Raw genomic sequence first — 21,659 nt, forward strand, 5'->3', positions numbered from 1 at the left:
GGCTGGTTTCGGCCCCTCGGCAAGCTGGCCGCCTTGCCGAGGCCGACGCTGTGCCCTGACTGTGTGCTGGCTTCAGCGGAGGGCGTCGTCTGCCAGGGGTTGAATGTTGGAGGCGGGGACCAGATTCCAGTGTTCGAGTTGCTTGCGGATCTGCTCGGCGGCGTCGATGTTGAGGGGGCCGCTGGTCCACATGGCGTAGGGGAGGTTGAGGAAGCGGCCCTCGGTGACGGCACGGAGTTGGTTGATGCCGGGCTTGGCGCGCAGGGCCTCGACCTTCTGGGCGAAGGTCTGCGGCGGGTAGTCGACGAACATGATGGCGTCGGGGTCCGCGGCGGCCAGGCGCTCCCAGGACACCCTGGTCCAGGTGTCGGCCACGTCGCTCAGCGCGTTGCGACCACCGGCGGCGTCCAGGATCGCTTGGGGTGCACCGAAACTGCCGCTGGACATCAGGGAATCGGTGGCGCTGTCGAACAGGAAGATGGTCGGCTTGCGCTCGGACTGCGGTGCGGCGCTCAGTGCGGCCAGGCGTCGGTCCAGGTCGGCGGTCAACTCGGTGGCGCGGTCGGCGCGGCCGGTGATGGCGCCGAGATTGGTGAGATCGGTGCGCAGCGCCGTCCACGGCTCGACGATGCCACGCGGGCGTTCGCCATTGCGCTGACGGCAGCTCTCGGTGAGGGTGTAGGCCGCGATTCCGGCCTTGCTCAACGACTCCGGAGTCAGATTCTTGGCTTCGTCATAGCCGTAGCTCCAGCCCGCGACCATCACATCGGGTCCCTGCGCCAGCACGGTCTCGCGTGAAGGATATTCGGGCGCAACAGACTTCAGCTGATCGACCACCGGTCCGTAGTGCCTGCGCAACGTATCGGCGTCGCGCTGCACGCTCGACACCGCGACCACCTGATCCTGTGCCCCTAGCGCGAGCGCCATCGAGATCAGATTTCCGTCGTTGACGAACAACCGTTGCGCGGGAGCCGGAAACCGCACGTCCACATCGCAATTCCGGATCGTGAGATCCCCGGCCCTCGTGTTCTCCGCACTGCATCCGGCCACCGCCGCGGCCAGTGCGACCGCTACCAACACTCGCAGAGTGTGCTTCATAGTTTCGCCTCTCAAGGTATTCAACGGTTCGAGTAGTCCACGAACGGGGATGGCGGCGCCGATAGGCTCGAGAACCCGCCTTGATGGCCCGTTCGATGTGCAGCGGCCGCGCACGGGATTGCTGGGTGATTCGTGCGCGGTGAACTGATTCGCGCGCACCGTGTCATGGGCCCGCCTCGCGGGGAGTGATCAGGAGGTGGGGGTCGCCGGTTTCGGGGTGCGGGACGCGGAGGGCGCGGACGCCGAACACGGTGTCCACCACCTCTGGAGCGAGGGCGGTGGCCGGCTCGGCAAGGGGATGGGCGGTGCCGTTGTGTAGCACCAGGATTCGGTCGCAGTAGCGGTCCGCCAAGGTCAGATCATGCAGCGCCATGATGACGGTTCGTTGCAGGGTGCGGGTCAGCGCGAGGAGTTCGAGGCGGTGAGTGATATCCAGGTGATTCGTCGGTTCGTCCAGCAGTAGCACCGGGGTGTTCTGCACGAGAGCGCGGGCGAGCAGCACTCGTTGGCGTTCGCCGCCGGAGAGTCGATGCACCGGTCGGTCGGCGAATCCGGTCAGGTCCACCGTGGCCAACGCCTCTTGGACAGCCTGCTGTTCGAGCGGCGAGCCGGCACCCCATGGCGGCAGGTACGGGGTGAGGCCCAGCGCCACTACCTCGCCCGCGCGCAGGTCGGCGGGTGGGCGCTCGTCTTGCGCGACCATCGCGACCGTGCGGGCCCGTCGGCGCGACGACATCTCGTGCAGCACTTCGTCATCCACCGTGACCCGACCACGCACCGGCCGCCGCACCCCGGCGAGAGTCTGCAACAGCGTCGACTTCCCAGCGCCGTTCGGCCCGACGATCCCGATCGTCTCGCCGGGCTGGATCGCGAAACTCACGTCAGTGACCACCGTCCGACGCCCAGCGGCGCACGTGAGTCCGTGCACTTCTAATGCCCCAGTGGTGCTGGTGGTTTCGACGCTGCCGTGCGCAGTTCGAGTGGTGCTGGTGGATTCGGCGACGCCGTATGCAGTGCCAGTGGTTTCGGCGATGCCCTGTGCAGCGCCAGCGACGGCGGAGGTTTCCATGACGCCGCTTCCAGTGGGTTCCTTGCCGTTGACGCGACGATCGGCTGCCTCGCTCAGCTCTGGCTTCGTGCGGCCCCGGGCAGTTTCGTTGCTGCTCATGACTCCCCGAACCGGTAACGCCGTCGCCCCATCAGAAGCAGGAAGGTGGGTGCGCCGATGAGCCCGGTCAGCACCCCGACGGGGATCTCGATGGGGCGAACCACGATTCGAGTGGCGGCGTCGGCCACGACGAGGAACAGTGCACCGCAGAGCGCACAGGCGGGTAACAGATTGCGGTGACGCGGGCCGACCAGCAGACGAGCCGCGTGCGGGACAACCAGCCCGACGAAGCCGATACCACCGGAGACCGCCACGAGCACGCCGACCAGCACCGCGAGCAACACGAACAGCGCAATGCGGAGCTCTTTGACGGGAACGCCCAGCGAGGCGGCGGTATCGCCGCCGACGGTCAGCGCGTCGAGCCAGCCACTCGCACCTAGCAGCGCGACACCCGCGACAACTACCACGCTCAGCGGCAACGCGATTCGCGTCCAGTCGGCGCCCGCGAGGCTGCCGAGCAACCAGAACAGCACCGCCTGGGCGTGCGAAGGATCCGGGCGGCGGAAGATGAGATAACTGCTCAACGCGGCGAACCCGGAGCCGAGCACGGTGCCGGTGAGCACCAGCCGCAACGGCGTCAGCCCGCCTTGCATGACCGCAATCAGGAACACCAGCCCCGCCGCGACGAACGCCCCGACGAGTGCACCACCGGACAACGCCCACACCCCGGCCCCGGCGAACAACCCGGAGGTGATGACCGCAGCCGCGCCGACGCCCGCACCTGACGAAACTCCGAGCAGATACGGGTCGGCCAGCGGATTACGCACCAGGGTCTGCATGGCCGCGCCCGCCAGCGCCAGCCCAGCGCCGACGATCGCGGCGAGCACAGTTCGCGGCACCCGCAGCTGCCACACGATGGTGTCCAAGCCGAAGTCGGTGGGCGCCTCCCCGGTCACCCGGTGTTGCAGCACCGTCAATACCGAAGAGACGGGCAAGGTTTCCGCACCGAATCCGGTGGCGAGGATCATCGCGCAGATCAGTAAGGCCCCGAGGACAGGGAAGATGATCGCCGCACGGACACGAGTCATGCCGCCACCCCGCCAGCGCTGGGTTTCGGCGTGCCGCAAGGGCACTGCCACACGATTGGCTCGCTGCGATCGCTCATGCCGCCGCCGCGCCTGCGCTCGGTTCCGGCATGCTCCAAGGGGGCCGTGATGCCTGTCCCGCGCCAGCGGTCGGTTCCGTCAGGCCCCAGGAACGCTGCCAATTGACGCGCTCGCTCATGCCCGCCCCGGCACCGGCGGTCGGCTGCGGAATGCGCCGGGCGTACCGGCGCATGGTTCGGTGGTGCTCCACAGGCAAGTCGCGGCCTCTCCAGAGTTGTCCCGGCAGGGGAGGTCTGACTTTCGCCGTGAGGGCGATCACAGTGGCGCGACCGTTCCGGAATTGCACCGGATTCCCGCACCCGCCGAGGGTTGACGGCAGAACTCTACCGTTCGGTCGGGTTCGCGGCGTCGCGGGGGCAAGGTGTGGAATGGCGACAGTCCACATTCTTTACCTACAGTGGGACAGATGTCGCCGTTCGATGACCGGCACCCGTCCACTGTCGCGGACTGGGACGACGCGCGACGCAAAGCCCGGCTACGGGACACCAGCCTGTGGCACGAGTGGAAGACGTTGCGTCGGACCAGGTCCGCGGTGCTGCGGGTGGTCGTACTGCTGGCCGCCGTACTGGTCGTCTTCGCCCAGTACCTCACCTACGACGTAGAACCCGAACAGGTACGACTCGCCCGCACCGACCCCGCGATCCTGCCCGTCGCCGCCCCGGCCGATCCCGAAGACTGGGACACGGTGGTGGTCGACATGGTCGGCCTCGGCGGCCTGGACGCCAGCGCGACCGCCGCCGCCCTGCCCGCGCTGCGCGGGATGGGCGTGGTCTGGGCCATCCGCTACGACAACGAAGGTATCGACACCAAGGTCATCGCCGACCTGATCGTGCGCGCCACCGAGCTGTCCGGGTTGAAGAACATCGTGCTGGTCGGGCACAGCATGGGTGGGGTGATCGCGCTGGAAGTCGCCAAACACATCCACCTCGACAGCGACCGCCGCCTGGCCGGTGTGATCCTGGACTGCACCCCGGTGGACCTGAACGCCGTCCGCCCGGAGAGCCGCGGCCGCGGCGAGGACATGGTGCGCTGGATGCGCTGGCTGCCCGGCGCCCGGGAAAGCCGCCTGCTGCGGCTGACCGTGGAAACCTATGCGCGCCGCGACCGTTTCGTCTCGTACGGCGGCGACGGCCGGCCGCCCGGCATCCGCTTCGCCCGGCTGCGGGCGGTGATAGGGGAGGTGTTGCGGGAGAAGATCTTCTCCCGCAACGCGGCGAGCAACGGACTGATCGAGGCGCAGTTCACCGCGATCGTGGCGGGCGGCGCGACCAAGGATCTGAAGGCGCTGGCCGCTCCGGTGGACGGAAAGCCGCGCCCCGCCATCGTTTTCATCCGCCCGCGCGACCCGAGCCGGGACCGGGTGGTCGATGTCGAGTACTCGCACCAGGTGTTGATCGAGCAGGTCGGCGGCGTGGACGGCACGCTCTCGGTGGTGCAGGCGCGAAACACCGGGCATGCCAATCCCATGCAGCGCCCGGTCGAATACAACACGGTGATCGACCAGCAGATCCTGCCGTTCATCCGGCAATACCAGGAGCAGGTCCGGGCGCAGACGACCGCGGCGGCACCGCGCTGAGCAGTTCGAACCAGCATGCGACAAACGGTGTTCGGGCCGGATTTGTCTTGTTTGAATCCCTGCATGTACCGACCACGCACGTTTCTGTTCGGCCGCCAAGGCCGCACCACCGCCGCATTGCTCGCCGTGGCCACCGTTGCGACCCTCGGACTCACCGGCTGCGCGAACAACGACAAGCCGGTCGGTCCCGTCGCCGCGGACACGCCGCTACCCGTTGAGGTTCCGGCAGGGACCAAGCTGATCGTCGCCGACCAGTCCGAGCGCCTGCAGTCGGTGCTCCGGATCTCCGGTGAGCTGGACAAGCTGCCGTTCCAGGTCGAGTTCGCCAATTTCGTCGGCGGACCGGCCATTCTCGAAGCCTTCCGCGCCGAGGCCGCCGACGTCGCGCAGGTGGGCGATGTGCCACCGATCCACGCGTTGATCGCCGGGCAGGACGTGCCGATCGTCGCCGCCTACCAAACCAGCCCGACCGCACTGAAACTCGCGGTGGCGCCGGGCAAGTCGGTGAGCACGCTGGCCGACTTGAAGGGCAAGAAGATCGCCTACGCCGAGGGCACCGCCCAGCAGGCCGCGGTGCTGCGCGCACTGGACAAGGCCGGATTGAAACCCGGTGACGTGCAATTGATCCGGCTGCAGCTGGCTGAGTTCCTCGACGCCGTGCGCACCGCACAGGTCGACGTCGCGCCGCTGATCGAGCCGAATGTGACTCGGCTGCTGCGTACTCCGGGTGCGTCGCTGATCCCGGACGCGCAGACCGAAGGCATCTACGGCGGGCTCGGCTACCTGTATGCCCGCCGCGCGGTGGCGCAGGATCCGGCCAAGGCCGCCGCGACCCGTGCCCTCGTCGGCGCGTTCGTGCGGGCGAACCAGTGGGTCAACGCCCATCAGGAAGAGTGGGCGCGCAGGTATTACGTGGACAACCAGAAGGTCAGTCCCGAGGACGCCAAGCGCATCGTGGACTCGCTCGGCACCTTCACCTTCCCGCATCTGGATCAGAAGCTGGTCGACCGGCAGCAGGCCACCATCGACGCCATCGCCAAGGCCGGTGAGCTGCCGAAGAAGGTGCAGGCGGCCAACGGCTTCGACCTGCGCTACGACGCCGCGATCACCGAGGCGGTCACCGCCAGCGGTGCCGCGTTCGCCCCGAAGGAACGCTGATGGCCACCTTGGACGCCGGAGTATGGAACAAGTTCGGGCGCAGTGCCGCACCGGCGCGCGAACTCGCCAAGCGCAGGCCGACCCGGCCCCGGCTAGGCCCCGGCCGGCCGATCCCGTTCGGCGCTGCTGTCGGACCGACGCTGCTGGTCGCCGCGTGGGTGCTCGGATCTGCCTCCGGCACACTGGATCCGGAGACCCTTCCTGCGCCCTGGACGGTCGCCGAAACGGCCGGTGACCTGCTCGCCGACGGCAGGCTGCAATCCAACCTGCTCACCTCGATGCAGCGCGCCGGTTACGGCCTGGTCCTCGGTGTCGCCGTCGGGCTGGTCCTCGCGCTCGTCGCGGGCCTGAGCCGGATCGGTGAAGCGCTGGTGGACGGTCCGATTCAAATCAAACGCGCGATTCCGACGCTCGCGCTGATCCCGCTGTTCATCGTGTGGTTCGGCATCGGCGAGGAGATGAAGCTGCTCGTCATCACGACCAGCGTGGCCATCCCGATCTATCTGAACACCCACGCCTACCTGCGCAGCGTCGACGCCAGGTACGTGGAACTCGCACAGACGGTAGGGCTTTCGCGCTGGGGCTTCATCCGCCGCATCGCGCTCCCCGGTTCGCTGCCGGGCTTCTTCCTCGGACTTCGCCTCGCGGTCACCATCGCCTGGCTGGCCCTGGTGGTGGTGGAACAGGTCAACGCCACCAGCGGCATCGGCTACCTGATGACCCAGGCCCGCACCTACGGCCAGATCGACGTGATCGTGGTCGGGCTCGTGATCTACGGCCTGCTCGGACTTTTCGGTGATCTCGCCGTGCGTGCGGTGGAAAGGAAGGCGCTGTCATGGCGACAGACATTGGGGGACTGAACGTCGTGCGAACACGCGCGTTGCGTCGCGGCTTCGGCGAGCGGGTCGTGCTGCGCGACATCGACCTCGACATCGCGCGCGGGGAGTTCGTTGCCCTGCTCGGTCGTAGCGGTTCCGGAAAGAGCACGCTGCTGCGTGCGTTAGCGGAACTGGACTACGACGTGCCCGGCTCGGGCGAACTGACGGTTCCGGCCGAACGTGCGGTGGTGTTCCAGGATTCCCGGCTGCTGCCGTGGATCCGGGTACTCGACAACGTGATCCTCGGTCTGCGCGGGCCGGGCGCCGCCGAGCGCGGGCGGGCCGCACTCGCCGAAGTCGGCCTGGCCGGTCGCGAAAAGGCTTGGCCCAGGGAACTTTCCGGCGGCGAACAGCAACGCGTCGCGCTGGCCCGTTCGCTGGTGCGGGAGCCGGAACTGCTGCTGGCCGACGAACCGTTCGGCGCGCTCGACGCGCTCACCCGGATCAGGATGCATGTGCTGCTGCAAGACCTGTGCGCGCGGCACAAGCCGGCCGTCCTGCTGGTCACCCACGATGTCGATGAGGCGCTGCTGCTCGCCGACCGTGTCCTCGTGCTCGACGAGGGGCGAATCGCCCTCGACCAGCGGATCGATCTGGAACGTCCACGCAGGCACGGTGATCCGGCCTTCATCCGGCACCGCGCCCTGCTGCTGGCCAGCCTCGGCGTCGGCGCCGACGACCTCCACGAAGAAGAGAAGCAAGCCTCATGAGTATTCCGCGTCAGCTCAGCCTCAACGCGTTCATCTACCCGTCGGGCCACCACGAGGCCGCCTGGCGGCATCCCGACAGTCAGCCCGGCCGGATCTACGACGTGGACTACTACCAGCAGATCGGGCGCACCGCCGAGGCCGCGAAGCTGGACGCGGTGTTCTTCGCCGACGGACCGGCGCTGCGCACCAACGTCAAGCACAACGCGGGCTCCGGACTGGAGCCGATTACCCTGCTCACCGCCATCGCCACGGCGACAACGCATCTCGGCCTGATCGCCACCGCGTCGACCACCTACTACGAGCCCTACAACCTGGCCAGGCTGTTCTCCACGCTGGACCACATCTCGCGCGGCCGGGCGGGCTGGAACATCGTCACCACCGGCACCGACCTCGCCGCCGCCAATTTCGGCCTCGACAAGCATCCCGACCATGCCGAACGTTACGCGCGGGCACGGGAATTCGTGGACGCTGTGGTCGCATTGTGGGACAGCTGGGAGGACGACGCCATCCTGCTCGACCAGGCGAGTGGCGTGTACGCCGACCCGGACAAGATCCACCCGATCGACTTCGTCGGCGAACACCTCAGTGTCCGTGGTCCGTTCAACGCGCCGCGCACACCACAGGGGTACCCGGTGCTCGTGCAGGCCGGTGCCTCCAACGAGGGCCGCTCCTTCGCGGGTAAGTACGCCGAGGCGATCTTCACCGCGCACCAGCGGCTCGAGGACGCGCAGCGGTTCTATGCCGACATCAAGGCGCAGGCACTGGGTTTCGGCCGCAACCCGGACCACGTCAAGATCCTGCCGGGCATCAGCCCGTTCATCGGCGACACCGAGGCCGCCGCCAAGCGGCTCGAGCGCGAGTTCAACGAGCTCACCGTGCCGGAATACGGTCTGACGCAATTGGAGAACATCGTCGGCAAGAGCCTGCGTCACCTCCCGCTGGACGAGGCGGTCCCGGTGGATCTGTTCGACGACGCGGGCGAGGTCACCGACAACGCCCGCAGCCGGCTCCAGGTCGTCGCGGGCATCGTGCAGCGGGAACGGCCGACCGTGCGCGGCCTGCTGCACAAGCTGGCCGGTGCGCGCGGTCACCGGGTGTTCGCAGGCACCCCTGAGCAGGTCGCCGACACGATCGAAGAGTGGTTCCGCAACGGCGCCGCCGACGGTTTCAATGTGATGCCGCCGTACTACCCGGGCGGTCTGGAGATGTTCGCCGAGACCGTCGTCCCGATCCTCCAGCAGCGCGGCCTGTTCCGCACCGAGTACACCGGCAGCACACTGCGCGACCACTTCGGTCTGCCCCGCCCCGCAGGCCGGACCGCCGCGCAACCGGCGCTGGCCGGCTAGAACAGCCGCACACTTTCTGTCGAGACGCACACAGAATCGCATGCGATTCCGTGTGCAGGAACTCGAAAAGTGTGCGGCTCAGCGCACTCGGGTGCCGAGCAGGTGGCGGACGCCTGCGATGAACAGTTGCAGGCCGAAGTCGAAACGTGCGGTGGGGTCGGGGGTTTCGTCGAGGGGGGTCTCGTCGTCGGGCAGGGCGCCGGCGGATTCCATCTGCATCCTGGACTGTTCGTCGACGGTCTGGCCGAGGACGTAGTACAGCAGGGTGAACGAGCTGAGCTCGGCTTCGTGGCGCGGCATGCCTGCGCGAATGGCCGCGCCCGCCATGCGTTCCCGGCCCTTGCTCGTGGTGAGCCGTGATGCGTAAGTGGCGGAGACCAATTCGGCGCCGTCGCGGTAGGCGAGCAGGCAGTCGCGTAGCCGGTGCGCCAATTCGCTGATCTGGCCGGACCATTCGGTGGCGACGATCGGCTCGTCCATCGGCAGCAGGATCTTGTCCGCGACCGCGCCGAGCAGTGCCTGCTTGTTGGGGAAGTGCCAGTACAGCGCGCCCGGCTGGACCTGGAGCGAGCCGGCGAGGCGGCGCATGGTCAGGTCGGCGAGGCCGTACTGGTCGAGGATCGCGATGGCACCGTCGACCACGTCCGCTCTGTGCAGTTGCACCCGATTTCCTTCCCTGTCCGAGGGGGCGTCGCCAGCCCCTTCGTGGTTCGCAGGTTACCGCCTCGGGGTCGCTCGCTGGTGCGCCGCGGTGGTCGATGAGAGCCACGGCACGGTCGATCATCCGGCCCGCAGTGTTTTGACTCACTGTCCCGTCTACCCTAGCCTGAACACCGTTCAAGTTGCACGGCCACCTCGGCCGAACGAAGGGATTCGTGCAGTGACCCAGGCCCCCGTAGACCTCTCCATCCTGGCGCTCGCCCGCGAGCAAGTGCTCGACCGCGGCGAAGGACTCACCCAGGAACAGACCCTGGAGGTGCTCCGCCTCGGCGACGAACACCTCGAAGAATTGCTGGCCCTGGCGCACGACGTGCGGATGAAGTGGTGCGGCCCGGAGGTCGAGGTCGAGGGCATCATCAGCCTGAAGACCGGCGGCTGCCCCGAGGACTGCCACTTCTGCTCGCAGTCCGGCCTGTTCCAGTCGCCGGTGCGCGCGGCCTGGCTCGACATCCCCAGTCTGGTCGAGGCGGCCAAGCAGACCGCGAAGACCGGTGCCACCGAGTTCTGCATTGTGGCCGCCGTGCGCGGGCCGGACGAGCGGCTGATGGCGCAGGTCGCGGCCGGCGTGGAGGCGATCCGCAACGAGGTCGACATCCAGGTCGCGTGCTCGCTGGGCATGCTCACCCAGGAGCAGGTCGACCAGCTCGCGGCCATGGGCGTGCACCGCTACAACCACAACCTGGAAACCTCGCGCTCGCATTTCCCGAACGTGGTCACCACGCACACCTGGGAGGAGCGCTGGGACACGCTGCGCATGGTCCGCGAGGCGGGCATGGAGGTCTGCTGCGGCGGCATCCTCGGCATGGGCGAAACGCTGGAGCAGCGTGCGGAATTCGCGGCGAACCTCGCCGAGCTGGAGCCCGACGAGGTGCCGCTGAACTTCCTCAACCCGCGCCCCGGCACGCCCTTCGGCGACCTCGAGGTGCTGCCCGCCGCCGACGCGCTGCGCGCCGTCGCCGCGTTCCGGCTCGCGTTGCCGCGCACCATCCTTCGCTTCGCGGGCGGTCGCGAGATCACCCTCGGCGACCTCGGCGCCAAGCAGGGCATCCTCGGCGGCATCAACGCCGTCATCGTCGGCAACTACCTGACCACCCTCGGCAGGCCCGCCGAGGCGGATCTCGATCTGCTCGGTGAGTTGAAGATGCCGATCAAGGCGCTCAACGAAACCCTCTGAGCGCCCCCATGAGTAAGGTCTTGCCTATGGACGAGCGCTACAACCCGTTCACCGGCAAACGGATCGTGCCCGGCCTCGACGACGCCGTGCCCGCGGCTGCCGCGCTGGGATTGGAGCCGCCGCGCTTCTGCGAGCAGTGCGGTCGCCGGATGGTCGTGCAGGTGAGTCCCGACGGCTGGTGGGCCAAGTGTTCCCGGCACGGCGTGATCGACGCGACCAGTCTGGAACGCCGCTAGTGCAGGCGCTGCGGAGCGGAATGCGGAACGAGGCGCGCGCGGCCGCGGTGATCGCGCTGGCCGTAGTGCTGGTCAGTGCGGTCGTCGGCGTCGGGTGGGGACTGCTCGCGCCGACCGAGCAGCTGTTCGTGGTCGAGCCCGGCCGCGGCGCCGTCTTGACCGGTGAGAGCGTGCACCAGTTCGACGGTGTGGCGATGTTCGTGTGTCTGGCGGCCGTCGTCGGCCTGCTGACCGCCGTCGCCGCCTGGCGGTGGCGGGCGGCGCGCGGGCCGTTGCTGCCCATCGGTCTCCTGCTCGGCTCGCTCGTCGGCGCCGTGGTGATGGCGCGGCTGGGTGAACAGGTCGCCGAGTGGGCGCACCCGCGGCCGGACGATCCGCCGCTCGGACAGATCGTCGAACTGCCGACGGAAGTCGGCACCTGGCTCGCGCTGATCGTGCAGCCGCTGATCGCGTCACTGCTCGTGCTGTTCCTCGCCGCGTTGAATTCTTCGGAGGATCTGGGCAACAACACCGCCGTGCCGTCCGGATCGTTCGACCCGGCAGGCGCATTCGGGCCATACGGTGCCGCGTCGTACCCGGCGGGCGGTGCCCCGATGCCTTACCGTGGCTACGAACCGGCCCCCGAGGCCGGTTCCGGTTCGATGCCGGAGACTCGTCCCCGCCGCTGAGCGTTGTCCGAACCGTTGCCCGCGGGACGGCACCGGCGTACCGAAAAAACCTAGAATGGTGGCATGCGCTGTGCGTTCAGAGAGGAACGAGTCGTGGCGTTCGTCGGTAGCGGGCTGGTTGTCGAGGAGATCGACGCCAAGTTCTGGCGGGTGGTCGAACCCCTCGTCTATCAAGGTGATTCCCAAGAATTCGTGATCCCGGCCGGGTTCCGTACCGACTTCGCCTCGGTGCCACGGGCTTTGGTCTGGCTCGTGCCGCGCTACGGCGCCTACACCCGTGCCGCCATCCTGCACGACTACCTGCGCGACACCCGTCAGGTGAGTATCGCCGACGCCGACGGGATCTTCCGGCGCTGCCTGCGTGAGCTCGGTGTCTCGGTGCCGCGGTACTGGATGATGTGGGCCGCAGTGCGATTGGCCAGCAGGCTGCGCGGCGCGAGTTTCGGCGCGGTCGTCATCTGGGTGCTGATCGCCGTGCCGTCGGTGCTGTTCCTGGCGATCCCGGTGATCGTCGTCCAGGTGTTCCTGGTGCTGTTCTGGTTTGTGGAATTGATCTTCTGGGGCTTGGCGCGCGTGTTCGCCCGCACCGCCACCCCGCCGCCGCAGCCGCAGATGAAGACCGCCTGAGCCGTTCTCGCCGTGGCACTTCCACCGCTTCGCTGTGCACCATGATGTGCTGCCTGGTAGGGCGGCATAAATTGAGTGGAGGCGATGTTGGGGGTGGGGGTAGCTTGTGCTGGCCCGGCTATGGAAGGGAGGTCCGGTGATGAACGAGAACAACAGGGTGGGGACAGCGTCGGATCTGCCCGCCGAGCAGGTGCGTGAGCGGGCGGATCTGGCCGCTTGGCGGCGGCGGGATGCGTTGCGGCGCAGCAGTGCCGCGCAACCGGTGGCGAACAAGCGGCGGTATCGGCGGGGGAGTAAGCATCGCAAGGCGAGCGTCGAATAGGTCTCGTCAGGTCGGCGGGCGTAACGCGGCGAATTCGTCGGTGACGCGGATGCCGGAGTCGGTGTAGCGGTAGACGGCTGCGGGGCGACCGCCCGCGCGGCCGGGGGCCCGGGTCTTGCCGGTGGGCGTGATCACCTTGCGGCGCGTGAGGACTCGTTGCAGGTTCGTGGTGTCGACGTCGTAACCGAGTGCCGCACAATAAATTTCGCGCAGCGTGGACATGGTGAAGTCGGCCGGGGCGAGTGCGAAGGCGATATTCGTGTAGGAGAGCTTGGCGGCCAGACGGGTGCGCGCGTGCTCGACAACCGTGCCGTGGTCGAAGGACATCGGCGGCAGCGCGGAGAGCGGATGCCAGGCCGTGTCGCCGGGTAGCTGTGGGTCTGCCGTGAGCGGGACCAGTCCGAGATAGGCCGAGGCGATGCGGCGCGGCGCAGGCACCCGGTCCGGGGCGCTGAACACCGACAGCTGCTCGAGATGGGCCAGTTCGCGCACATCGACCTTCTCGGCGAGCTGACGACGCGCGGAGGTGTCGAGGTCCTCGTCGTCGCGCAAACGGCCGCCGGGTAGCGACCAGGTGCCTTTCTGCGGGTCGAGCGCGCGCTCCCACAGCAGCACCGCCAATTCGGTCCGCTGCCCAGGTGGGCAGCGACCAATAACCCCGTTTCCGACGTCGGCAGGGCTGGGACCTGCGGCGATGTTCGCGGGGAAGCGGCGAACCTGGAACACCGCGGTGAGCGATTCGTGGATAGTGCTACTATGGGCCACGTTTTCGATTATAAGTCGAAAACCTGGTTTGGTGCGAATCGGCGGAGGAGTCGGTCGCACGACGAAGGGAGCCATCATGGCGACGATGGGTGCGAAACTAGCGCCTCCGCTGATGGGGCAGGTGTTCGACGGGCCGTCGGGGTTCACCGGTGTCGAAGCAACCCCGGAGTGGGCGCAGGAAGTCAAGCGACTGGCCCGCGCACAGAACGCGACGATTCTCGCGCACAACTATCAGTTGCCGGAGATCCAGGACGTGGCCGATCACGTCGGCGACTCGCTGGCACTGTCGCGGATCGCCGCGGCCGCACCCGAGGACACCATCGTGTTCTGTGGCGTGCACTTCATGGCCGAGACCGCGAAGATCCTCAGCCCCGCCAAGACCGTGCTGATCCCCGATCAGCGGGCAGGCTGCTCGCTTGCGGACTCCATCACCGCGGACGAATTGCGTTCCTGGAAAGCCGAATTCCCGAACGCGGTGGTGGTGTCGTACGTGAACACCACCGCGGAGGTGAAGGCGCTCACCGACATCTGCTGCACGTCGTCCAACGCGGTCGACGTGGTCGCCTCGATCGACCCGGACCGCGAGGTGCTGTTCCTGCCGGATCAGTTCCTCGGCGCGCACGTCAAGCGGATCACCGGCCGGGAGAACATGCACATCTGGGCAGGCGAGTGCCACGTGCACGCGGGCATCAACGGCGACGAGCTGACCGAGCAGGCGCGCACCCACCCGGACGCGGATCTGTTCGTGCACCCCGAATGTGGTTGCGCCACTTCGGCGTTGTACCTGGCGGGCGAGGGCGCGTTCCCGGCCGACCGGGTGCACATCCTGTCCACCGGCGGCATGATCGACGCGGCCAAGCAGGTGCGCGAACAGCGCGGCCAGGCGACCCAGGTACTGGTCGCCACCGAGGTCGGCATGCTGCACCAGCTGCGTAAGGCCGCTCCAGGCGTCGACTTCCAGGCCGTGAACGACCGGGCCTCGTGCAAGTACATGAAGATGATCACTCCGGCGGCGCTGCTGCGCTGCCTGGTCGAGGGCAAGGACGAGGTGCACGTCGACCTGGAAACCGCTGCGCGCGGCCGTAACTCGGTGCAGCGGATGATCGAGATCGGCAATCCGGGCGGTGGTGAATGACGCCGACCCCTGCCGTAACGGCGGTGGTCGGCGAGGAAGGCACGGGCCGATGACTCCGGTGTCGATCGACTGGGAGGCCGAGGCCGATCTGGTGGTGATCGGCGGCGGCGTCGCCGGTCTCACGGCGGCGCGCACCGCGTCGCTACGCGGGCTGCGGGTGCTCACCCTCAGCAAGGGCGGTGCCACCGATACGTCGACGCAGTACGCCCAGGGCGGGATCGCCGTCGTTGCGCCGCATGGTGATTCGGTCGAATCGCATGTGCACGACACGGTCGAGGCCGGTGCCGGGCTGTGCGACGTCGAGGCCGTGCGATCCATCGTCGAGGGCGGGCAGGCCGCGGTCGCGGCACTGACCGATCTCGGCGCGGTCTTCGATCTCGGCCGGGACGGGCAGATTTCGCGGACCCGCGAGGGCGGGCACAGCACCCGGCGGATCATCCACGCCGGCGGCGACGCCACCGGCGCGGAGGTGCAGCGTGCGCTGAACGCGGCCGGGCTTCCGGTGTTGTTCGGCGCGGCGGCCTGCGAGATCCTCCCCGGCCCCGCCGGGGTGCAGGGCGTACTCGCGGTGTCCGACAAGGGTTTCGGGGTCGTGCACGCGCCCGCGGTGCTGCTGGCGACCGGTGGCCTCGGCCAGCTGTACGCACTCAGCACCAACCCGCCGGGGGCGACCGCCGACGGAGTCGCGCTCGCGCTGTGGGCGGGTGCGGCGGTGGCGGATCTGGAATTCCTGCAGTTCCATCCGACCGTGCTGTACACGCCGGGTGGACTCGGACGGCGTCCGCTGATCAGTGAGGCCGTGCGCGGTGAGGGCGGCATTCTGGTCGACTCCGCAGGTGATTCGGTGACCGCCGGGGTTCATCCGCGCGGGGATCTGGCACCTCGGGATGTGGTGTCGCGGGCCATTGCGGCGCGGATGCGTGCCCTCGGTACCGATCACATCTATCTCGACGCACGGGCGATCGACGGGTTCGCGCAACGGTTTCCGACGATCACCGCGTCCTGCCTGGCCGCGGGTATCGATCCGGGCATCGATCTGATCCCGGTTGCCCCGGCGGCGCACTATCAGTGCGGCGGTGTGGTGACCGACCCCTACGGTCGAACGGCGGTCGCCGGTCTGTACGCGGCGGGCGAGGTGGCCCGTACGGGACTGCACGGGGCGAACCGGTTGGCGTCCAACAGTTTGCTCGAAGGTCTCGTGGTCGGTGAGCGAGTCGGGGCGGCCGCGGCCGAACGGCTCGGAGAGCGAGTCCGCGTTACCGACGTCCGTACCAGGGTTGCCGAACGTGCGGATCGTAATGTGCTGCAGCAGTTGATGACCGAGCACGCCTCGGTGGTGCGGGACCGGGCAGGGCTGGACGAGGCGATCAAGCGCATGAAAGATGCGGTGACGCAACGTGAAACGGTGTCTGCCGCAGTCTCGTTCGACGGTGTTGCGGCGGATGACACGGCAGAGCCGGTAATCGCCGACCGCATAGCCGAAATCGAGGACGCCGCACTCACCCTCACGGCGCAAACCCTGCTCCTCGCGGCGGCGGCCCGTACCGAAAGTCGCGGCTGCCATACCCGATCCGATTACCCGGAGTCCGACGACCGGCTCCGGCGCAGCAGGTCGGTGGTTCTGGACGAACAGGGGCGTCCCCAGCTCGACCGATGACATCCCGGCGTTGAGCCGAGTGGCACAGCAGCTTTCGCCCTGTGCCGCTCGACCTCAGTGAAAAGCGTTCGCGCGTGAGTAGTAGAGGAGAGGTTGATGGGTCTGGACAGTGGGTTGGCTCGGGACGAGGTGGTCGCGCTCATCCGGACCGCGCTCGATGAGGACCTGCGCTACGGGCCGGATGTCACCACCGCGGCGACGGTGCCCGCCGATGCGGTGGTGAAGGCGTCCGTGGTGTCGCGGCAGCCGGGAACGGTCGCCGGGCTCGATGTCGGACTGCTGGTGCTGGACGAGGTGATCGGCGCGGGCAAGTACGAGGTCACCGGGCGGGTCGCCGACGGAACCCGGGTGACGCCGGGACAATCCGTGCTCACCGTGGTCGCCCCGACCCGCGGGCTCCTCACCGCGGAGCGGACCATGCTGAACCTGGTCTGCCACCTCTCCGGCATCGCCACCGCCACCGCCGCTTGGGTCGACGAGGTCGCGGGCACGGACTGCAAGATTCGGGACAGCCGCAAGACCCTGCCCGGGCTGCGCGCGTTGCAGAAGTACGCGGTCCGCGTCGGCGGTGGGGTGAACCACCGCATGGGTCTCGGTGACGCCGCGCTGATCAAGGACAATCACGTGGTCGCGGCGGGTTCGGTGGTCGAGGCGTTGCGCGCCGTTCGCGCGCTGGCTCCCGATATCGCCTGCGAGGTGGAGGTCGACAGTCTCGAGCAGTTGGATGCCGTGCTGGCTGAGAACGTGGAACTCGTGCTGCTGGACAACTTCCCGCTGTGGCAGACCCAGGCCGCCGTGCAACGCCGCAACGCGGCCGCGCCGGCGACAAAACTGGAATCCTCCGGTGGGCTCGTTCTCGAGGTGGCCGCCGACTACGCCAGGACCGGTGTCGACTACCTCGCTGTCGGTGCACTGACCCACTCGGTCCGCGTGCTCGACCTCGGCCTCGACATGTAGCGGAACGATCTCCGGCGCCGATCAACAGGCGTGTCGTCTCGTCTTCATCGCTTTACCGTTGTTGCGCAACACGATCGCGTGCGCCCGTGCCACGATGCCGGGATGAACGGCGGGTATCGCGTGGTTGCCGCGTTGCTGTCGATCGTGACAACCCTTGCGCTCTCCTCGGTCGGCGCGCCCTCGGCGGTGGCCGAACCCGAGTGCGCGGGGGACGTGACGATGCGGCCGATCACTGTCGCCGTCGACGGGGAGCAGTCGCACGGGTGGGCTTACGAGCCGTACCACTGCGCGCCCGGCGACCAAGCGCCGCGCAGTCTGATCCTCGCGGTGCACGGGTTCAACGAGAAGGCCGCCGACTATCCGGATGTCATGTCCGCGATCGCGCGACGCACCGGTGCCGCGTTGCTGACGTTGGACCAGCGCGGCGGAAACAGTGTGTGGAAGACGGGGGAGTGGAATCCGTGGGCCGGTTGGCACGACGTGGTGGCCACCGCGGAGTGGTACAAGAAGGAGCATCCGTCGGTCGGTAAAACCGTGCTGTGGGGGTGGAGCCAAGGTGGCATGACGAGTGGGTTGGCATTGGCGCACGGGCCCGCGGGGCTGTTCGACTATTGGGTCAATACCGCGGGGCCCTCGAATACTGTCGACTACTGGAATGTGGGGAACACGCTGGGTCTGCCGCAAATCCAGCAGATCGAACGCGATGCCGGTGGTTGCCCACCTTCGGTCTGTCCGCAGGCGTATGCGGATCGCTCCACCGCGGCGCTCGCGGCGAAAATGACCGCCCAGCGCGTGTTCTTGGTGCACGGCACCGCGGATCCGATTGTCCCGTACCAGCATTCGCTCGATCTGAAGGTCGGGCTCGCAGCGGCGGGGCAGGCGTATTCGATGTACACAATCGTCAGCGGTCGCGGACCCGATGGTGCCGTGCTGCCCGGTACGCACTGGATCGGTCCGGTGTGGTTCCAAGGTGCCTGCGTGGTGGAGCGGGTGCTCACGGATCTGGAGCCGATGGACGGGGCGGCCCGCGAGTACGTCACGGATGTGCTGGCGGATGTGGATACCGCGCCCGCGCCGCCGCCAGGTGCAACCTGCGCGGGGTGATCTCATGGCCGGTGGGTTGCGGGTACGCGTCACCGGCGTCGGCCTGCGCCTACGCCGCGGGGTGCCACTTGCGGTTTGACCTGTGGCCGGGTGGGTTGCGGGTACGCGTCACGGGCGTCAGCCCGCGCCCACGCCGCTGGCTGTCACCTGTGGCTCGATCTGATGGCCGGGCGGCTTGCGGGTGCGCGTCACGGGCGTCGGCCTGCGCCTACGCAGCCGGGTGCAATCTGTGGTTTGACCTGGTGCCGGGTGGGTTGCGGGCATGCGACACCGGCGTATTCGTCGATGGCCCCGCGCCGCCACCGGGTGCGATATGCGCGGTGTGACCTGTCGTCGGCGTCGAACCACGGCGAGTACCGCTCTGCGCGTGCCGCACCTGAGGCCGCCGTGGCGTATCGGACCGGTGCCGACCTCGCACAGCCACGCCGCCGACCTGTGCTGGTACTCCGAGTGATGTGCCCGACTCTGCGCCGACGGCCACCTCGTCTGCCGTTAGCCGAGCATTTGCCATAGCTGGGTACGATGCGGCGATGACTGCTGGCCGTCGCTCCCTTGCGTGGTTGTTGTCGATGGTGACCGTGTTGGCCGCATCGTGGCTCGCCGCACCATCGGCGTCCGCCGAGCCCGAGTGCGCCGGGGACGTGGCGGTCCAGTCGATCGCCGCGACCGTCGACGGGGAAGTGGCGACCGGGCGGGTCTATGAGCCGTTCCGGTGTAATCCGGGTGACCTGGCCCCGCGCAGTCTGATCGTCGCGGTGCACGGGTACAGCGAGACGGCGGCCTCCTATCCCGACGTGATGGCCGGGATCGCCCGGCGTACCGGTGCGGCTCTGGTGACGCTGGATCAGCGCGCCGAGAACAGCGTGTGGAAGCCCGGCGAGTTCAACCCGTGGGCCGGTTGGCAGGACGCGGTGGCCATCACTCAGCAGTACAAGGCCGAGCATCCGTCGATCGGCAAGACCGTGCTGTGGGGGTGGAGCCAAGGTGGGATGACGGCCGGGTTGGCGGTGGCGAACGGGCCCGCCGGGTTGTTCGACTACTGGATCGATGCGTTCGCGCCGACGAACATCGTCGACTACTGGAACCTCACCAGCGCGTTCTTCCCGGCGCAGCGCGCGCAGATCGAACGCGACGCGGGTGGTTGCACGCCGCAGGTGTGCCCGCAGGCCTACACCGACCGTTCCTTGGTCGCGCTCGCGCCGAAGATCGACGCCCAGCGCACCTTCCTGATCCACGGGATCTTCGATGTGGATGTGCCGTACCAGCATTCGGTCGATCTGAAGAACGCTTTGATGGCGGCGGGTAAGCCGTATTCGATGTACACGGTGGTCACCGACCGCGGCACCGACGGGAGCATCCAGCCCGGCGTGCACGACGTCGGACCCACCTGGCGGCAAGGCATCTGCGTGGTGGAGCGGGTGGCCGAGGGGCTGGAGCCGCTGGATGGCGCGGCGCGCGACTACGTCACCAACGTGCTCGTCGGTGTCGATACCGCTCCGCCGCCACCCCCGGGTGGCACCTGCGCGCGGTGAGCAAGTCATGCGCCCGGCGGATCATCGGAAGCTTTGTCGACGCTGGGTTTTCGCGACAGCGCGCGATGCAGGTCTGCCCGAGACATCCTCGCCGTCAGGCGGTCAGTTCCCGTTGCAGCGGGGTACGGAAACGCGGGATGGCGCGGACGTCGCCGAACCACTCGGCGGTCCGCGCGACTTCCGCCTCGATCATCGCCGTGGCGTCGGTGCCAACGTCTTCCAGCAGGCGATAGACGATCTCGCCGTCCTTGCGCTGCGCCCAACCGCCCACGATGCGTCCGTTCCACCAGATGGACGGCCCGATATTGCCGTTGGTGTCGAACAGGGCGGGCGCGTGCGGGCCGAGGTACCAGTCGCGGGACTGCCAGCCCATCGGGGTGGGATCGAGCGCGGGCAGCAGTGACGCCCAAGGTTCCGGCGCCGCAACGGGTTCCACGTCGTCGGCGAGCAGCAAACCCGTTGTGCCGTCCAGATCGACCTCGACCAGATCGAGATCGGTGAGGGCCTTGCGGACTTCGCCGACGCCCCAGCCGGTCCACCATTTGAGGTCGGTGATCGGGGCCGGTCCGAAGGCGTGTAGCCACTGCCGGAGCAGTTCGGCGCGGGCCTGCTCGATCGGCAGCGACGGAACACCGTGGGGCAGCCAGGATTCGATCGGTTCCCAGGTGTACTGGCTGCTCGACCAGCTGCCGTTCGGGCGGCCGCGGACGATGCGGCCTTCGCAGCCGAGCGTCACCAGCACCCAGGTGGTGATGTTGGTCGGCTTCGAATACGCCTTGTCCGGCGCGGTATTCACCTGCGTGCGCAGCCGGGGCACATCCTTGCTCAGCTGCATGCCGGTAGCGGCGCCTCTCGCGAGCAGTGCGTCGTGGGTTTCGGCTTCTACCTCGGCGAGCCACCGCTGGACGTCACCGTCGATGACGCCGGCCTGCTCGAGGTACTTCCCGTAGGTGCGACGCTGCTTGTGCGCCAATGCATCCGCGCACGACGCCTGCAACACCGGGACCAGCTCGATCGGCGCGACGAACATGGTGCGCCGCATGGCGAGCAGGCGCAGCAGCGTCCGGTCGTCGTAGAGCGCCCGCTCGACGTGCGCCGGGATGGCGGTGTTGCTGCGCGCGCCGACGGACAGGAACACCGTCGCCGGATCGGTCGCGTGCAGCACCACCAGCGACCGGACGATCTCGGCGACCTCGTCGGTACGGTTCGCCGCCGCGAGCCGGTGCCGTACCGCCAGCCTGGCCCGCCGCTCGGCGACATCAATCGAACGCATAGGCGAATCCTAGCGTTCGGAGGTCATTCCGCCGGTTCCCAGGCGCGGACCAGGTCGAGCAGGCCGGGGAAGCGGGCGTCGAGGTCGTCGATGCGGACCTTGCTGCGGCGCTCGAGGCCGTAGCGCTGCTGTCTGGTCACGCCCGCTTCGCGCAGCACCCGGAAGTGGTGCGTGAGTGTCGATTTCGGGCGGTCGATGTCGAACCAGCCGCAGGAGCGGTCGGTGTCGGGGGACTCGGTCAGCAGCTTCTGCACCATGGTCAGCCGCAGCGGGTCGCTGAGTGCGGCGAGCACCTGGTCGAGGCGCAGGTCGGCGCGGTCCGGTTCGGGCAGACGGGTCTCGGGGACTGTGCTGGCCGGTGGCATCGGGTCTCCTGGGGTCGTCGCGCCCTGTACGTATTTTATCGTACTAGATGCTAAGTTCGACCGTGATCGTATCGGTACGAGAAA

The 21,659-nt window shown here is 68.2% G+C and carries 22 protein-coding genes; 15 read left to right on the plus strand and 7 right to left on the minus strand.

The genetic code is table 11. The features are described 5' to 3' along the window. Window positions 1–72: 72 nt before the first annotated feature. The 3 genes from NN4_RS31325 to NN4_RS31335 form a co-directional block, all read right to left on the minus strand. A complete protein-coding gene (locus tag NN4_RS31325; protein ID WP_147139004.1) occupies window positions 73–1,098 on the minus strand; it encodes an ABC transporter substrate-binding protein in 1,026 nt (341 codons plus the stop codon). A 163-nt stretch (window positions 1,099–1,261) separates the two neighbouring features. Beyond that, window positions 1,262–2,266 (minus strand): ABC transporter ATP-binding protein, encoded by a 1,005-nt coding sequence (locus NN4_RS31330; RefSeq protein ID WP_246181182.1) that lies wholly within the window; start codon window positions 2,264–2,266, stop codon window positions 1,262–1,264. After that, the gene (locus tag NN4_RS31335; RefSeq protein WP_147139006.1) at window positions 2,263–3,294 is read right to left on the minus strand and encodes a FecCD family ABC transporter permease; all 1,032 of its coding nucleotides are present in this window, start codon (window positions 3,292–3,294) and stop codon (window positions 2,263–2,265) included. The genes NN4_RS31330 and NN4_RS31335 overlap by 4 nt, the downstream gene beginning before the upstream one ends. Before the next feature lie 484 nt (window positions 3,295–3,778). On the opposite strand from NN4_RS31335, the gene NN4_RS31340 reads away from it, so the two are divergent. The 5 genes from NN4_RS31340 to NN4_RS31360 all read left to right on the plus strand — a co-directional run bounded on the left by NN4_RS31340 (window position 3,779) and on the right by NN4_RS31360 (window position 9,040). Beyond that, complete coding sequence (locus NN4_RS31340) at window positions 3,779–4,948, plus strand: alpha/beta fold hydrolase (RefSeq protein ID WP_147139008.1); 1,170 nt, start codon at window positions 3,779–3,781, stop codon at window positions 4,946–4,948. 63 nt (window positions 4,949–5,011) lie between these two features. Next, on the plus strand, window positions 5,012–6,106 hold the full coding sequence (locus tag NN4_RS31345; RefSeq protein ID WP_147139010.1) for an ABC transporter substrate-binding protein: 1,095 nt from the start codon (window positions 5,012–5,014) through the stop codon (window positions 6,104–6,106). Continuing rightward, complete coding sequence (locus tag NN4_RS31350) at window positions 6,106–6,966, plus strand: ABC transporter permease (RefSeq protein WP_147139012.1); 861 nt, start codon at window positions 6,106–6,108, stop codon at window positions 6,964–6,966. The genes NN4_RS31345 and NN4_RS31350 overlap by 1 nt, the downstream gene beginning before the upstream one ends. Next, entirely contained in the window at window positions 6,942–7,694 is a 753-nt protein-coding gene (locus NN4_RS31355; protein WP_186818722.1) for an ABC transporter ATP-binding protein, read from the plus strand. Before NN4_RS31350 ends, NN4_RS31355 begins: the two co-directional genes overlap by 25 nt. Then, complete coding sequence (locus tag NN4_RS31360) at window positions 7,691–9,040, plus strand: LLM class flavin-dependent oxidoreductase (RefSeq protein WP_147139014.1); 1,350 nt, start codon at window positions 7,691–7,693, stop codon at window positions 9,038–9,040. Before NN4_RS31355 ends, NN4_RS31360 begins: the two co-directional genes overlap by 4 nt. A 78-nt stretch (window positions 9,041–9,118) precedes the next feature. Here NN4_RS31360 and NN4_RS31365 read toward each other — a convergent pair whose 3' ends face one another. Then, window positions 9,119–9,703 carry a TetR/AcrR family transcriptional regulator C-terminal domain-containing protein gene (locus tag NN4_RS31365; protein WP_135235943.1) on the minus strand — a complete coding sequence of 195 codons (585 nt, stop codon included), beginning with the start codon at window positions 9,701–9,703 and terminating at the stop codon, window positions 9,119–9,121. A 217-nt stretch (window positions 9,704–9,920) separates the two neighbouring features. On the opposite strand from NN4_RS31365, the gene bioB reads away from it, so the two are divergent. The 5 genes from bioB (at window position 9,921) to NN4_RS31390 (ending at window position 12,787) form a co-directional block, all read left to right on the plus strand. Next, window positions 9,921–10,934, plus strand: coding sequence for a biotin synthase BioB (bioB, locus tag NN4_RS31370; RefSeq protein ID WP_135235944.1), 1,014 nt, complete (start codon window positions 9,921–9,923; stop codon window positions 10,932–10,934). 26 nt (window positions 10,935–10,960) lie between these two features. Further along, window positions 10,961–11,170: a biotin synthase auxiliary protein BsaP gene (gene bsaP / locus NN4_RS31375; protein WP_107655216.1), complete on the plus strand. Its 210-nt coding sequence runs from the start codon at window positions 10,961–10,963 to the stop codon at window positions 11,168–11,170. A 20-nt stretch (window positions 11,171–11,190) separates the two neighbouring features. Further along, window positions 11,191–11,838: a DUF2567 domain-containing protein gene (locus NN4_RS31380; protein WP_147139016.1), complete on the plus strand. Its 648-nt coding sequence runs from the start codon at window positions 11,191–11,193 to the stop codon at window positions 11,836–11,838. Window positions 11,839–11,931: 93 nt separating this feature from the next. Then, window positions 11,932–12,465: a DUF1353 domain-containing protein gene (locus tag NN4_RS31385; RefSeq protein WP_147139018.1), complete on the plus strand. Its 534-nt coding sequence runs from the start codon at window positions 11,932–11,934 to the stop codon at window positions 12,463–12,465. Between the two features lie 139 nt (window positions 12,466–12,604). After that, entirely contained in the window at window positions 12,605–12,787 is a 183-nt protein-coding gene (locus NN4_RS31390; protein ID WP_147139020.1) for a hypothetical protein, read from the plus strand. Window positions 12,788–12,793: 6 nt separating this feature from the next. Here NN4_RS31390 and NN4_RS31395 read toward each other — a convergent pair whose 3' ends face one another. Further along, window positions 12,794–13,552, minus strand: a complete 759-nt coding sequence (locus NN4_RS31395) for an NUDIX hydrolase (protein WP_147139022.1) — start codon at window positions 13,550–13,552, stop codon at window positions 12,794–12,796. Window positions 13,553–13,628: 76 nt separating this feature from the next. Here NN4_RS31395 and nadA point away from each other — a divergent pair, with 76 nt between their 5' ends. The 5 genes from nadA to NN4_RS31420 all read left to right on the plus strand — a co-directional run bounded on the left by nadA (window position 13,629) and on the right by NN4_RS31420 (window position 19,937). Next, window positions 13,629–14,687 carry a quinolinate synthase NadA gene (gene nadA, locus NN4_RS31400; RefSeq protein WP_147139024.1) on the plus strand — a complete coding sequence of 353 codons (1,059 nt, stop codon included), beginning with the start codon at window positions 13,629–13,631 and terminating at the stop codon, window positions 14,685–14,687. 49 nt (window positions 14,688–14,736) lie between these two features. Next, window positions 14,737–16,344 (plus strand): L-aspartate oxidase, encoded by a 1,608-nt coding sequence (locus NN4_RS31405; RefSeq protein ID WP_147139027.1) that lies wholly within the window; start codon window positions 14,737–14,739, stop codon window positions 16,342–16,344. Window positions 16,345–16,440: 96 nt separating this feature from the next. Further along, a complete protein-coding gene (gene nadC / locus NN4_RS31410) occupies window positions 16,441–17,301 on the plus strand; it encodes a carboxylating nicotinate-nucleotide diphosphorylase (protein ID WP_147139029.1) in 861 nt (286 codons plus the stop codon). A 102-nt stretch (window positions 17,302–17,403) separates the two neighbouring features. After that, complete coding sequence (locus NN4_RS31415; RefSeq protein ID WP_147139031.1) at window positions 17,404–18,405, plus strand: alpha/beta hydrolase family protein; 1,002 nt, start codon at window positions 17,404–17,406, stop codon at window positions 18,403–18,405. A 530-nt stretch (window positions 18,406–18,935) separates the two neighbouring features. Next, window positions 18,936–19,937 carry an alpha/beta hydrolase family protein gene (locus NN4_RS31420; RefSeq protein WP_147139033.1) on the plus strand — a complete coding sequence of 334 codons (1,002 nt, stop codon included), beginning with the start codon at window positions 18,936–18,938 and terminating at the stop codon, window positions 19,935–19,937. Window positions 19,938–20,031: 94 nt separating this feature from the next. Here NN4_RS31420 and NN4_RS31425 read toward each other — a convergent pair whose 3' ends face one another. Both NN4_RS31425 and NN4_RS31430 read right to left on the minus strand, forming a co-directional pair. Then, complete coding sequence (locus tag NN4_RS31425; protein ID WP_147139035.1) at window positions 20,032–21,210, minus strand: winged helix DNA-binding domain-containing protein; 1,179 nt, start codon at window positions 21,208–21,210, stop codon at window positions 20,032–20,034. Between the two features lie 23 nt (window positions 21,211–21,233). Then, the gene (locus NN4_RS31430; RefSeq protein ID WP_147139037.1) at window positions 21,234–21,575 is read right to left on the minus strand and encodes an ArsR/SmtB family transcription factor; all 342 of its coding nucleotides are present in this window, start codon (window positions 21,573–21,575) and stop codon (window positions 21,234–21,236) included. Between the last annotated feature and the right edge of the window lie 84 nt (window positions 21,576–21,659).

Source organism: Nocardia ninae NBRC 108245, from assembly GCF_007990755.1.
Taxonomy (GTDB): domain Bacteria; phylum Actinomycetota; class Actinomycetes; order Mycobacteriales; family Mycobacteriaceae; genus Nocardia; species Nocardia ninae.

Coding starts and splice junctions, on each gene's coding strand:
- NN4_RS31325 (WP_147139004.1), bottom strand. CDS start 1,098: ATGAAGCACACTCTGCGAGTGTTGGTAGCGGTCGCACTGGCCGCGGCG.
- NN4_RS31330 (WP_246181182.1), bottom strand. CDS start 2,266: ATGAGCAGCAACGAAACTGCCCGGGGCCGCACGAAGCCAGAGCTGAGC.
- NN4_RS31335 (WP_147139006.1), bottom strand. CDS start 3,294: ATGACTCGTGTCCGTGCGGCGATCATCTTCCCTGTCCTCGGGGCCTTA.
- NN4_RS31340 (WP_147139008.1), top strand. CDS start 3,779: ATGTCGCCGTTCGATGACCGGCACCCGTCCACTGTCGCGGACTGGGAC.
- NN4_RS31345 (WP_147139010.1), top strand. CDS start 5,012: ATGTACCGACCACGCACGTTTCTGTTCGGCCGCCAAGGCCGCACCACC.
- NN4_RS31350 (WP_147139012.1), top strand. CDS start 6,106: ATGGCCACCTTGGACGCCGGAGTATGGAACAAGTTCGGGCGCAGTGCC.
- NN4_RS31355 (WP_186818722.1), top strand. CDS start 6,942: ATGGCGACAGACATTGGGGGACTGAACGTCGTGCGAACACGCGCGTTG.
- NN4_RS31360 (WP_147139014.1), top strand. CDS start 7,691: ATGAGTATTCCGCGTCAGCTCAGCCTCAACGCGTTCATCTACCCGTCG.
- bsaP (WP_107655216.1), top strand. CDS start 10,961: ATGGACGAGCGCTACAACCCGTTCACCGGCAAACGGATCGTGCCCGGC.
- NN4_RS31380 (WP_147139016.1), top strand. CDS start 11,191: ATGCGGAACGAGGCGCGCGCGGCCGCGGTGATCGCGCTGGCCGTAGTG.
- NN4_RS31390 (WP_147139020.1), top strand. CDS start 12,605: ATGAACGAGAACAACAGGGTGGGGACAGCGTCGGATCTGCCCGCCGAG.
- nadA (WP_147139024.1), top strand. CDS start 13,629: ATGGCGACGATGGGTGCGAAACTAGCGCCTCCGCTGATGGGGCAGGTG.
- NN4_RS31405 (WP_147139027.1), top strand. CDS start 14,737: ATGACTCCGGTGTCGATCGACTGGGAGGCCGAGGCCGATCTGGTGGTG.
- nadC (WP_147139029.1), top strand. CDS start 16,441: ATGGGTCTGGACAGTGGGTTGGCTCGGGACGAGGTGGTCGCGCTCATC.
- NN4_RS31415 (WP_147139031.1), top strand. CDS start 17,404: ATGAACGGCGGGTATCGCGTGGTTGCCGCGTTGCTGTCGATCGTGACA.
- NN4_RS31420 (WP_147139033.1), top strand. CDS start 18,936: ATGACTGCTGGCCGTCGCTCCCTTGCGTGGTTGTTGTCGATGGTGACC.
- NN4_RS31425 (WP_147139035.1), bottom strand. CDS start 21,210: ATGCGTTCGATTGATGTCGCCGAGCGGCGGGCCAGGCTGGCGGTACGG.
- NN4_RS31430 (WP_147139037.1), bottom strand. CDS start 21,575: ATGCCACCGGCCAGCACAGTCCCCGAGACCCGTCTGCCCGAACCGGAC.